Genomic DNA, 12649 nt, shown 5'->3' on the forward strand with positions numbered 1-12649 from the left:
CTCCATTACTTAACATATCAACATAAAAACCTATGCAAGAGCGGCCTTATTATTTGATAGGTTTTAAATAATTTGAATGCTACTGTTTTTTTCGTCACTGAATGCACTTTCTCATATCTACCATAGTTCACCATTTCCCCACCAAACCTTCTCTTGAATTCCCTTACACCATATGGTTTATCTGGGTGCCCGGCACCACCGAAATCAAATATCTTATACTTGCCAGCATTCATCTTCAGAATATGCCATACAAGAGCCTCATCAACGTAATCCACACCTTGGCGTGAGCCTGCATACCAGTCATAGACCATGTCTTTATAGTTAAGAGTGATTCTGGTCCCCACAACTTCCTCATTCTTATAGGCGATTAAGAAATCTGCATAACCTGTTTCTGAAAGAGCATCATATACTGCTTCAAAAAGAGAGATATCTGCAATAGGGATCTTAAATCGTTTATATGTATCAAGAACCAGATCATAGCACAGCTTTAATTCTTCACGTTCCTCTACATTCCTGACTATGATCCCGTCCCTTTCCGCCCGGTTTATGCCTTTTCGACGGGATTTCTGGATATCCGACCATATTTCTTCTTCTTTGCGGTCCAGATTTATCAAAAAATCAAGATGCTCCTCGTATTCATAACCCATAGCATCCAACATTTTACAGCAATTACTGGTATCCCCCATATTTCTTATTTGGGTATAAACTACCTTATCCTTCATTAAATCATTATAGTGGACCATAAGTTCTTGAACTGCTTTCTTCCCTTGATCAGAATCCACAAATAACGGAGCACCCTGTATCACTGAACGTGATGAAAAAGAAGAAAGTATTCCTTTCATTTCACTGATAACAGAACCTTGCACCAAGGCCAGTATTTTACCAGACCCTTCGTCTTTTGCTATAAGGCGTACTGTTTCATACTTGGTAGCTTTGCTATAAACTTTTGCCATATGAGAAGTCTGGAAAATATTTCCATATGGGTGGTCAAGAACAAACTTATCCCATTCTGTATCATCAAAAATATCAGTAATCATTAGCATCAAAGTACCCCTATAACTATTTGGTAAGCTTCCTGTACTGTATAATTCCCGCCTTACCAACATTCTTAAGGTTCTGCATGACCAGTTCTTTGGTCCAACCAAGCATTCCATCACACCACCTGTTAGGATGGGCAAGGATACATAGCTGTTTCACTTCCTCACTTCTGACCAGGCCAATGACATCATCCGTTGATCTTATTTTACTTCCATATTTAAGGCTCAGTTCATTATCAGGGACTTCAAGTACATCCTTAACACGTATATTTCGGTCGGCCCATGTCCTTCCTGTGTCAGTGAGATACAGAACTTTTGAGTAATCTATCGAAAAGTAAGGTTCACCAACGATCCCAAAGTCAGTATAATCATGATCCTTCCAGAGATCCCTGTTGGACCAGGTCGCAAAAGGATTTCCATGCATGCAGGCTGTCGTTACCTCAGCATACCTGCGCAGATCCTCCAGTTCGGTCCTGAAGATATCCAGAGCCTTTGCCTTATCTCCTTTTGCCTTATCCAGCACTTCATAGTGAAAACCCACCTCATGGCCAAGGTCAGCGATCTCTTCGATTGCAGAGGGAACAAATACATCCTCCACATGCCTGAAATAGTAGGTCGATCTAATTCCATGCTCTGCTTCCTGTCTTGCCATTGCAAGGTTCCTGTCGACCGCACGATCCACATCATGTCGAAGGATTATGCACCTGCCATCTGGAGAAGACAGGTAATCGCATACGGCCATCGCCTTATATTCGCTTGAAACTATAGCTTCAATAAGCTCTTCATATTTAGATAATGTGAAATCTCTCAAGACAGGACCTCTTTGTATTATTGCTTCATATTTCTGTAGAGTGCATAATAATATAATCAGCTATTTCACAGGTGTACTTTCAAAAGACTCCCACTTTCGAACCCATGCACCTGAATTAAACAGAGGAAAATATAAATTACTATACTATATAAAGTTAGTACCTTATCGAATAAATGATGATTATGATGACTTCAGTCAAATATAAATATGATTTGATGATTCTCTAGATAGGTACAAAAAATGCAAGATGAAAACAAAAACATAATAATTATTCTTCTGGTACTTGCACTTTTCACAGGGGCAACTATAGAACTCAGTGAAGGCTCGACCATAATGGGTGTGGTACTCTTCATAATTGCTGCGATACTTATATCCCGGATGGAACTATCAGGAACCGAAGGATTGAAAAGCTCCAGGAATCTGATGCTTATCGGAGGATTCATTGTAGCTGCAGACCTCATTTATAATTATGTGAATTCCAGTGAACTGGGGACACTTGATTCAATGGTCTTTTTCCTGGGTGCCTCATTGCTCGCCATGGGAACCGGCAAGAAGGACATAAAGCAACTGGGAGAGTTCGGATTTTACATTTCTTTTGTCTTCACCACATTATATTTGATATTCTACACGTTCTTTGGAGTGTTCAATATAGATTTCCTGCATCTTTTCGACCATTATTTCGTCCTTATGCCGACAGTTATGATAATAAGGCTTTTTGGCATACCTGTTGAGATAATAGCAACAGAAACAGTGATTCTCTATGGTGCAGAACCCATGACCATCCTAATAGGTGGTCCATGTTCAGGATTATACTCGATGTTCCTTTTGATAGGGATCGTAGCCGGATATTCCAGAATAGAAAGAATGGACGTAAGAAGATCCATCAACCTGCTGGGTTTTGCTGTGGCCATTGCATACATTGCAAACCTCATAAGGGTCCTAATATTATACATCACAGCCTACCTTTATGGCATGGATACGATGATGATGGTTCACACACACATAGGATGGATGATCTTCGCAGTGACAGCAGGCGGCATAATGTATCTGGTAAATAGAAAATGAAGAAGGACTCCTTCATTTTTCTATCAATCTCTTTTTCAGTATCCTTACTGATATGATCATCAATAGTATTACAGCGCCCATATAGACAAAAGTTAACCCGAATACAAGGACGAACTTGAAATCTTTAAGAATAAAAGTAATAGCAACAATCAGTCCAAAAAGGATGATGGAATACGAGATAAAGCTGAACATCAATGCCTTTTGCCAGTCCTTCAGACTTGTATAGAAATAATTTAGCTCAGAAAACATTTTTACCCCTCAAAATTCCGATCCATTAACCATTACCTGAGAAATTGCATTCAAACGCTGGGCCATATCAGGTCTCATCTCAAAAAGTGAAAGATGGAGATCGAAGAAGGAGTTGACCTTTACAGGGTTCATAGTAAAAAGGTGAACATGCCCTGGATTGAAATATTCCATAGAATTTAAAAGAATATCAGTGTGCATCCTTTTTAAAGCAGATACAAGAACATCCTTTTTGCCTAATACCCTGGCAACCTCCGTATCAGCCTTTAAAGTAAGGTCAGAGGCACCAGTATATACTATGATAGAACAGGGAAACATCACTATACCCATTACTACAAAGCGTATGAATTTTGGAGCAGGGTCTTCCTCGTTACCAAACCCACTTAACATGGCCATCCACAGAGCAGTAGTCGAAAATGAAGCAATTATACCGGCCACCAATGCGACAAAGGTATTTTGAGAAATGCTTCCTTCTTTAATACGCACCATCTCACGTGCAATGATACATTTTAATTCATTCTTATCAAGTATAGATAGCGATCTGCTCGAAAGCACCATACATGGACCCTTATGAGAACCAACAGTGAATATAACCGGGACCGAGGATTCAAAGATATAGATTTTGGGCCTCTTTACAGAGAAGTTAGAAGAAAGATCATCAATTATAGGATCAATAGTCGATAGTTCGCCTTGACCTGGTTCCCGGCACCTGTACCACTTCAGAAGCACACGGAAAGCTGACAGATATACATACCTACCCAGTATGATTATAATAACCAGACTCAAGGCCCCTGCCACAATACCTCCAAAATAAACTGATGATCCAATGACAGGCACAGATATAATGAAAAACAAAATATATATCCAGATCTTATTCCTAATTATTATCCCTCGATTATTATTGATAAAGTGTCATACATGACAGGATGATATACAATGGCACCCTACACTTATATATTTTAGCAAATAATTACATTCAACCCTTAAATATTTCATGTATATTCAATCACAACGCAAGGACAACGTGAACAGATGTTAAGCCCAAATAAATGCAAATATACTACCGACCTGAAGGTTTTGATCATAGTTTCACTGCTTTCGGCAATATTTATCCTGATCGCACCTTTCAACGAAACACCATTGAGAATACTTTTTGCATTATTGCTTATATTTTTCACCCCAGGCTATGCATTTATTGCTACTATCTTCCCTGGTAGCAGGGAGATATCAGTTATCGAGAGGTTCACACTTAGCGTTGGTTTCAGTATTATTATAATGGTATTCGATGGGTTCCTCATCAGCCTTACAGAATGGAAGTTCAGACCTAACTCAATAACAATATCACTCATATTATTAACACTCGTATTCATACTGCTGGCATACCTTTCAAGAAAGAGACTTCCAGAGGATGATCAATTCAGTTTCTCATTCCAACAGTTCATCAGCGACCAGGAAAGTGATTCTGAATGCACAGGACCTGACAATGAAGAAAATGAATGCCAGGAGGAACTTACAGGTAAAAGACAGTTTGCTGCAAGAAATAGAAAAAAAGTATCTGCAGTGAACAAGTCTATGAAAGAGATAACAGCCTCAGGTCCTCAACGGTCAGATATATTATCCCCACAGATCACAAAGACCCTTATGATAGCAATGGTCCTTTCTATCATCGTGGCAGGCTCCATGTTCGCCTATGCCAAAGCAACAAGGGAAAAGGAAACATTCTCCACCCTCTACATACTCGGACCTGATGGAAAGGCGGAGGACTATCCCACAAACTTCTCAACCAGTGATCCGATCCACGTGATTGCGGGAGTGGAGAACTATGAACATGAAAGCGCCAATTATACACTTAATATCGATCTGGATGGAACTACAATAGATACAATACAGTTCACCCTGGACCATGGAAATAAATGGGAGGAAGAGCTTACAATATCCCCAACCAGATCAAAACAGGGAAGACAGAAATTCGAGCTTGTTCTATATAGAGGTGAGCCCACAGGAACCACATACAGATCAGTACACCTATGGCTTGACCAGGTGGTCAGCACAGAAACAATTGAAACTGAAAAATATGATGTTATTGATTTTGCTACGATCGATAATCCATCAATGGAGATAGACACCGGATGGGAGTTCAGCTCAACGAATGAATCGATCGCTACAGGCTATTACATGAATGGTTCCGGCATATACGCATCACAGGCATATGTCATCAACTCCAGTTATGAAGGAATAACAGAGCGTCAACTGACAACACATACAATCCAACAGGTAATCGAAAGTGACAGAGAAGCAGACGTATTATTATCCTGTTACATAAAGGATACATATACTGGAGGGACTTCGAATAAAGATGAATATCAGTTCAAAAGGGTGCTATTTAACGGTCAACTCGTATGGTATGATGGAGTCAATGGAGACGAAGGCTGGCAACATATACAGGTGCCTGTATCAATAAAAGAAGGAGACAATACACTTTCATTCATGCTGCTTCAGAGTGCATTGCAAAGCATATCCCCTGTAGAGGTCATGATCGATGAGGTCAGTTTCCTGCCAGAGTCTGCATTGTCCCCTTATATAGAAGAAGATAACACTGTGGAATTCAATCTTCCTGAATCAAATGTATATCCATTACCAATATCAAGTGATGAGATATTCACAGTTGAATGGAATGGAACTGACAAGGGCTCAGGAATATTCTATTACAATATCCAGTACTCAACAGATGGAACTACATGGAACGACTGGTTCAAAAGAACAAGTATAACTTCTGCAGAATTCAAAGGAACACCAGGAGTAACATACTACTTCAGATCCATAGCAACAGATAACGCACTCAATAGAGAAATAATTGATACTGTGGCAGACACAAAGACATCGGTTGATATATCGTTACCAACAGTTGAACTTGATATTACTCCGAACCCCACAAGCGATGTAACCTACCTCACAGTAGAAGCAAACAAGGCACTCCTCAAAGTCGAGTGTACAATAACCCCGAGGAACTTTGGAGGAGCGGAGACAATAGAACTCACTACAAGTGATAATATTACGTGGACCAGTAAATATACCATAGAAGTTCAGGACACTTATGATATAGAAGTGATCGCTACTGATCACGCCAATAATGAGGCATATACATTCGGTACACTCTACACTGATGAAACATTGGAAGAACTTTTAATTGAGATAGAACCTGAAAAAGTATCAGATGAAGCTACAATTACTATAACTTCATCTACAGCTCTAAAAGATGAGCCTACAGTAATAGTAAAAGACAGATATGGATACAAACTGGAAGTTAAATACGATAGCTCAGATGAGAATGAATACGTGTACACAGTAACAACTGATGACGATGATCTGGATTATACAATACGTGATGGAACAGCGCGTGTGACAGTAACTGCAAAAACAGCAGATTCAATGACCCTGTATGAAGAAGAAACATTCCTGATAGATAGAGTGGATCCAACCATTGAGAGCCTTACCCCTGACAAAGGTGAAACTATAGGTTCAGATACAGTATCGATAAGAGCTTCATACTCAGATAACCGTGCTGGTATTGATAAAACAAAAGTTACCCTTCAGATAAATGGGGTTGATGTAACGGATAATTCAGAGGTAGATTATGGATCCATATCATATACAGCAACTGGACTTGAAGATGGAGAAGTGGAGGTCCGTCTTGTCATCACAGACCAGGCAGGAAATACGCAGGAGGAGAACTGGAGCTTCTATGTATCAACATAAATTCAGAACATATCATCATTATGATGAGTATGACATCAATAGGATGTTGCAAAAGTATATATAGAAAAAACACAAAGGAAAGACATAACAGTAAAAATCTTTTGAAAAAAAGAGGTGGTACGAATATGAAGAAATTATTAACAATACTACTTATTGCTCTTGTAGCTCTAGTAGGAACAGCAAGCGCTAACTACGGTGCAGACCTTGCAGACAGTTCAGGAGTAGTCCTGCCAAATACCGTAACACAGATGGTAGGAACACCTGTAGATTACAGTATCATACTAACCGACTTTACAGGTGAGACAGTATACTACAAGGTAGGTTTTAATGATACAGGACTTACAATGGACATCCTTAAGCAGGGAACTTACGTTTCAAGCAACCCATTCACTGACTACGACATAGTTCGTGTAACAGTAGAACAGGGAGCAGCACAGGGAGATTCATTCAGCGGTAGGATCGATGTATACAGAGAGGACCCTGATGCAAACGTACAGGCAGTAGCTATTGCATCAATCCCATTCTGGGCATCTGCATCACAGAACTTTAATGCACAGATTCCAGAATTCCCAACCATTGCACTCCCAGTAGCTGCAATAATCGGTCTTGCATTCTTCATGCAGCGCCGTAAGGAAGAGTAAGTGAATTAACTTACTCCTTTTTTTCTCTTTTTTGATTCTTACTAATTACACTGATCCATTTTCTAACTCAAACATTTATATTCTTTTAACCCCATTTCATCCCTGAATAACATCAATGGATGATCATCATGGAAGAGTTAATAACAAAACTATCAAATGCTCACGGCATATCAGGTAGCGAAGGCAACATCAGGACAATTCTTGAAGAAGACCTCAAGCCATATGTGGATGAGATGAGAGTTGACAAGATGGGAAACCTCATTGCTGTCAAAAAAGGAGAAGGACCATCCATCATGCTTGCCGCACACATGGATGAGATCGGCCTGATGGTCAAATACATTGATGATAATGGGTTCCTCAAGTTTGTGAAGATAGGAGGATGGTATGATCCAACCCTGCATAGCCAGAGAGTTATCGTCCACACGACAAAAGGACCGATACCAGGAGTTATCGGCTCAAAGCCACCACATGTCATGAAACCTGATGACAGGAAAAAGCCTCCGGAAGCTAAGGACATGTTCATTGATATCGGTGCAAAGGACAAGGAAGATGCCGCAAACATGGGCATCATAGTAGGCACCCCGGTATCCATGGACCGTGAGGTCAAAAAACTGGCAAACGGCAAGATCACCGGAAAAGCATTTGATAACAGAGCAGGTTGTGCCATACTCATCGACGCCATGCGTCAGATAGCAGATATGGACATTAAGGCAACCATCTACGCAGTAGGCACAGTACAGGAAGAAGTAGGACTTAAAGGTGCACGCACATCCGCATTCGGCCTCAACCCGGATATTGCCATAGCGATCGACACCACCATCCCTGGTGACCATCCCGGCATTAGTAAGGACGACTCAGTTCTTGATACAGGAAAAGGTGGAGTGATCACAATAGCCGATGCTGCAGGAAGAGGTATAATTGCAGCACCACAGGTGATCAAATGGCTTGTAGAGACTGCGGAGAAGAATGAGATACCATACCAGACAGATGTCGGTGATGGCGGAACCACAGATGCTACTGCCATCCATCTTACAAGAGAAGGCATACCATCTACGGTGATCAGCGTTGCAACAAGGTACATACATTCACCTGTCGAAGTACTCGACCTTGCAGACCTGCAGAGTTGTTCTGACCTTGTGGCAAAAGCAGCTCTAAGTGTCAACGACTATTTCTAATACTATACACACTTTTACAGCCAATATCAGGGGATCAACTCCCCTTCTATACTTTTTTTCGTGATGAATCATGATAGATTAATCGTTATACATATATACCACTTCAGTGTATCCCTTTAAGCTGCTGCTACTAAGTAGCAGACAAATATCGTGAGGGATTATATTATTCGAAAATGTCCGGTTTTTAGATACAACGCTTAGAGACGGCGAACAGACACCAGGCGTAGCGCTTACCAGCAGAGATAAGGTAGATATTGCCACAAAGCTGGATGAACTTGGCGTTAACGTCATTGAGGCTGGCTCAGCTATCACATCAGAAGGTGAGCGCGAGTCAATAAGGGCTGTAGTTGCTGAAAATTTAAATGCAGATATCTGTAGCTACTGCAGAATAATGAAGCCAGACGTAGATTATGCGCTGGCATGTGATGTTGACTCCATCCATCTTGTAGCACCTGTGTCCGACCTCCATATCAATGTGAAGCTCAAGAAGGACAGGGAAACTGTCAGACAAATGGCTGTAGACGTAACAGAATACGCAAAAGAACATGGCCTTATAGTCGAGCTTAGCGGAGAGGATGCATCAAGAGCTGATCTTGAATTCCTGAAATCACTATATAACGATGGTGTTGATGCAGGAGCAGACAGATTATGTTTCTGCGATACAGTCGGATTACTCGTTCCAGAGAAAGCAGAAGCTATTTTCAAGGATATGTCCGCTGCAGTAAAAGCACCAATAAGCATCCACTGTCACAACGATTTCGGCCTTGCAACATCCAATACAATAGCAGCGCTCAGAGGAGGAGCACAGCAGGCACACGTTACTATCAACGGTATTGGAGAAAGGGCCGGAAATACAGCTCTTGAAGAAGTTGTGATGAGTATCGAATGGCTATACAAGCATAAGACAGGGATCAACACAAAAGAGCTATTCAAGACCTCAAGACTTGTAAGCAGGCTCACAGGCATACCTGTGGCACCTAACAAATCACTTATCGGCGGTAATGCATTTACCCATGAGGCAGGCATCCATGTACACGGACTTCTGGCAGATACGGAAACATATGAGCCGATCAAGCCTGAAGTACTCGGCAGGGAGAGGAAGATCGTCCTTGGAAAGCATGCCGGTAAAAGCTCAGTTACCCTTGCGGTCAAAGAAATGGGATTCGAGGTTGATGACTCCCAGCTACATGACATACTGAATCGTGTAAAGGAACTTGGGGATCACGGAAAGAAGGTCACCGATGCAGATCTGCAGACGATCACAGAAACCGTGCTCGACATCCAGAGAGAGGCAAAGGTGGTTCTTGAGGAATACACCGTAGTATCAGGTAATAGAGTAACTCCAACAGCTTCCGTCAAGCTCAAAGTAGAAGGAAATGAGGTTGTAGAGGCAGGAATTGGAGATGGACCTGTAGATGCGACCTTTGCAAGCATCAAGAAAGGTATCTCAGGCATTGCTGATGTGCAGCTTGAAGAGTACCATGTAGATGCCATCAGTGGCGGTACAGATGCCCTTGTAGAGGTTTTGGTGAAGCTCTCAAAGGATGGAAAGATGATCACAGCCAGAGGATCACGCACAGATATCGTGATGGCTTCTGTAGAGGCACTCCTTAACGGAATAAACCGCCTTATATGATCATCAGAAACCTATAAGATAGATACTATCAATCTACACGCACATAATTGACAATCTAGAGGATTTATATGACTGAATCGACGGAAAAAATGACAGGCGCAAGAGCCCTCATCGAGTGTCTGTACAGAGAAGGTGTTGACACCATCTTCGGATATCCGGGAGGTGTACTACTCCCCATCTACGATGAGCTCTATGATGCGGATGTCCGTCACGTACTTGTCCGCCATGAACAGGCTGCGGTCCACGGGGCTGAAGGATATGCAAGAGCTACAGGCAAGACCGGTGTATGCATAGCCACATCAGGACCGGGAGCAACCAACCTTGTAACAGGTATCGCTAACGCATATATGGACTCCATACCAATGGTGGTCTTCACAGGGCAGGTCCCAAGCAGCCTTTTAGGGAACGATGCATTCCAGGAAGCGAACATCACAGGCATTACCATGCCTATAACAAAGCACAATTACCTTGTACAGGATGCAAATGACCTCCCACAGGTCATCAAGGAAGCTTTCCACATTGCATCCACCGGCAGACAGGGACCAGTGCTCATCGACCTTCCAAAGGACGTCACTGTTCAGGAGATCGACTTCTACTATCCTGAAAAGGTTAACCTGAGAGGATACAAACCCACATATCAGGGTAACCTCCAGCAGATAAAGAAAGCCGCTTCAGAGATCGAGAAGGCAAAGAACCCTGTGATCTATGCAGGTGGCGGAGTCATCAGTTCAGATGCAAGCAAGGAACTCCGTGAACTGGCAGAGAAAGTGAAGGCACCTGTGACAACAACCCTTACAGGTATGGGAGGATTCCCTGTTGAACACGACCTTTTCCTTGGAATGCCAGGAATGCATGGAACCAAGTACGCCAACTATGCGATCCAGGAGTCTGACCTTCTAATTGCAGTAGGTGCAAGATTCGATGACAGAGTAACTGGTAAGCTCAAGGCTTTCGCATCCAATGCGAAGATCATCCACATTGATATCGACCCTGCAGAGATCTCCAAGAATGTAAAGGTAGACATACCGATCGTTGGAGATGCAAAATGGATCCTTCAGAAACTTCTGAAATATGCGGCTCCGGCAGATTCCGAAAAATGGCTGGAAAGAATTGCACACTGGAAGAAGGATAATCCACTTTATTATGTACAGCCTGACAATGGTGATGGAATAAAACCACAGTACATCATCGAGCAGATAAGCGAGGCGTGCAAGGATGCCATAATCGTCACTGAAGTAGGACAGCACCAGATGTGGGCTGCCCAGTATTTCAGATTCAGTGAACCAAGGACATTTATCACATCCGGAGGACTTGGAACCATGGGTTACGGATTCCCGGCTTCCATCGGTGCAAAGATAGCAAGACCTGACAAAGTTGTCTTTGACGTTGCAGGTGACGGTTCATTCCAGATGAACTCACAGGAACTTGCAACCGCGGTCCAGGAAAATGTCCCTGTAATTGTAGCTGTATTCAACAACGGCTATCTTGGAATGGTCAGACAATGGCAGGAACTCTTCCATGACAAGCGCTATTCATCTACCTGCATACAGAATAGTGTTGACTTTGTCAAGCTGGCAGAAGCATATGGTGCACTGGGACTCAGAGCCACCAAACGTGATGAAGTTCGCCCGGCCATCGAGGAAGCTATCGCATCAGGAAGACCAACTGTCATCGACTTTGTGGTCGAGTGCGAAGAGAACGTATCCCCAATGGTGCCAGCAGGTGCTGCAATTAACGAAATACTTGACCTGGAGAGGAAAGAATGAGACATACACTTGCAGTTCTGGTCGAGAACAAATATGGAGTACTCTCAAGAGTCGCAGGAATGTTCTCAAGAAGAGGTTATAACATTGACAGCCTGACAGTAGGTGTCACCGACGACCCTACTATATCCCGCATGACGATCGTTGTAATGGGAGATGACCAGGTCCTTGAGCAGGTCACAAAGCAGCTCAACAAGCTTATTGATGTTATAAGGGTCACAGACCTTAAATCTGAAGAGTCCGTTGAAAGAGAGCTGGCACTGATAAAGGTCAACTCAGATGTTACCAACCGTTCAGAGATAATGCAGATAGCAGACATATTCCGTGCACGCATCATCGATGTTGCCTCAAAGTCCATGGTCATTGAGGTCACAGGTGATGAAGGCAAGATAACCGCTATCGAACAGTTGCTCAAACCATTCGGGATCAAAGAGATGGTCAGAACCGGAAAGGTAGCACTCAGAAGAGGACAGAAGAGTTCTTAATTATTCAGACACTTATAGGTGTCTTAATTATATC

11 protein-coding genes are annotated in these 12649 nt (G+C 42.4%); 7 read left to right on the top strand and 4 right to left on the bottom strand.

Going from position 1 to position 12649, the window contains the following annotated elements; all coding sequences use genetic code 11:
* Nucleotides 1-17: 17 nt before the first annotated feature.
* Both BM008_RS08060 and BM008_RS08065 read right to left on the bottom strand, forming a co-directional pair.
* Nucleotides 18-1043 (bottom strand): lipid II:glycine glycyltransferase FemX, encoded by a 1026-nt coding sequence (locus BM008_RS08060; protein WP_091935905.1) that lies wholly within the window; start codon nt 1041-1043, stop codon nt 18-20.
* A 16-nt stretch (nt 1044-1059) separates the two neighbouring features.
* The gene (locus tag BM008_RS08065) at nt 1060-1848 is read right to left on the bottom strand and encodes a polysaccharide deacetylase family protein (RefSeq protein ID WP_091935906.1); all 789 of its coding nucleotides are present in this window, start codon (nt 1846-1848) and stop codon (nt 1060-1062) included.
* Nucleotides 1849-2088: 240 nt separating this feature from the next.
* Here BM008_RS08065 and artC point away from each other — a divergent pair, with 240 nt between their 5' ends.
* Nucleotides 2089-2913 (top strand): archaeosortase C, encoded by an 825-nt coding sequence (gene artC / locus BM008_RS08070; RefSeq protein WP_091935908.1) that lies wholly within the window; start codon nt 2089-2091, stop codon nt 2911-2913.
* A 12-nt stretch (nt 2914-2925) separates the two neighbouring features.
* Here artC and BM008_RS08075 read toward each other — a convergent pair whose 3' ends face one another.
* Complete coding sequence (locus BM008_RS08075; RefSeq protein WP_091935910.1) at nt 2926-3162, bottom strand: hypothetical protein; 237 nt, start codon at nt 3160-3162, stop codon at nt 2926-2928.
* A 9-nt stretch (nt 3163-3171) separates the two neighbouring features.
* Nucleotides 3172-3957, bottom strand: a complete 786-nt coding sequence (locus BM008_RS08080; protein WP_177188025.1) for a M48 family metallopeptidase — start codon at nt 3955-3957, stop codon at nt 3172-3174.
* Between the two features lie 234 nt (nt 3958-4191).
* On the opposite strand from BM008_RS08080, the gene BM008_RS08085 reads away from it, so the two are divergent.
* The 6 genes from BM008_RS08085 to ilvN all read left to right on the top strand — a co-directional run bounded on the left by BM008_RS08085 (nt 4192) and on the right by ilvN (nt 12615).
* Nucleotides 4192-6915 carry a DUF1616 domain-containing protein gene (locus BM008_RS08085; protein WP_091935914.1) on the top strand — a complete coding sequence of 908 codons (2724 nt, stop codon included), beginning with the start codon at nt 4192-4194 and terminating at the stop codon, nt 6913-6915.
* 125 nt (nt 6916-7040) lie between these two features.
* Nucleotides 7041-7556, top strand: a complete 516-nt coding sequence (locus BM008_RS08090; RefSeq protein WP_177188026.1) for a PEF-CTERM sorting domain-containing protein — start codon at nt 7041-7043, stop codon at nt 7554-7556.
* A gap of 128 nt (nt 7557-7684) precedes the next feature.
* Nucleotides 7685-8731: a M42 family metallopeptidase gene (locus BM008_RS08095; protein ID WP_091935918.1), complete on the top strand. Its 1047-nt coding sequence runs from the start codon at nt 7685-7687 to the stop codon at nt 8729-8731.
* A gap of 160 nt (nt 8732-8891) precedes the next feature.
* Nucleotides 8892-10367 (top strand): (R)-citramalate synthase, encoded by a 1476-nt coding sequence (locus BM008_RS08100; RefSeq protein ID WP_449288717.1) that lies wholly within the window; start codon nt 8892-8894, stop codon nt 10365-10367.
* Between the two features lie 68 nt (nt 10368-10435).
* Complete coding sequence (locus BM008_RS08105) at nt 10436-12133, top strand: acetolactate synthase large subunit (RefSeq protein WP_091935921.1); 1698 nt, start codon at nt 10436-10438, stop codon at nt 12131-12133.
* Complete coding sequence (ilvN, locus tag BM008_RS08110; protein WP_091935923.1) at nt 12130-12615, top strand: acetolactate synthase small subunit; 486 nt, start codon at nt 12130-12132, stop codon at nt 12613-12615. The genes BM008_RS08105 and ilvN overlap by 4 nt, the downstream gene beginning before the upstream one ends.
* Nucleotides 12616-12649 lie beyond the last annotated feature (34 nt).

The organism is Methanolobus profundi (assembly GCF_900114835.1).
Lineage (GTDB): Archaea > Halobacteriota > Methanosarcinia > Methanosarcinales > Methanosarcinaceae > Methanolobus > Methanolobus profundi.

Coding starts and splice junctions, on each gene's coding strand:
- BM008_RS08060 (WP_091935905.1), bottom strand. CDS start 1,043: ATGCTAATGATTACTGATATTTTTGATGATACAGAATGGGATAAGTTT.
- artC (WP_091935908.1), top strand. CDS start 2,089: ATGCAAGATGAAAACAAAAACATAATAATTATTCTTCTGGTACTTGCA.
- BM008_RS08075 (WP_091935910.1), bottom strand. CDS start 3,162: ATGTTTTCTGAGCTAAATTATTTCTATACAAGTCTGAAGGACTGGCAA.
- BM008_RS08085 (WP_091935914.1), top strand. CDS start 4,192: ATGTTAAGCCCAAATAAATGCAAATATACTACCGACCTGAAGGTTTTG.
- BM008_RS08090 (WP_177188026.1), top strand. CDS start 7,041: ATGAAGAAATTATTAACAATACTACTTATTGCTCTTGTAGCTCTAGTA.
- BM008_RS08095 (WP_091935918.1), top strand. CDS start 7,685: ATGGAAGAGTTAATAACAAAACTATCAAATGCTCACGGCATATCAGGT.
- BM008_RS08105 (WP_091935921.1), top strand. CDS start 10,436: ATGACTGAATCGACGGAAAAAATGACAGGCGCAAGAGCCCTCATCGAG.
- ilvN (WP_091935923.1), top strand. CDS start 12,130: ATGAGACATACACTTGCAGTTCTGGTCGAGAACAAATATGGAGTACTC.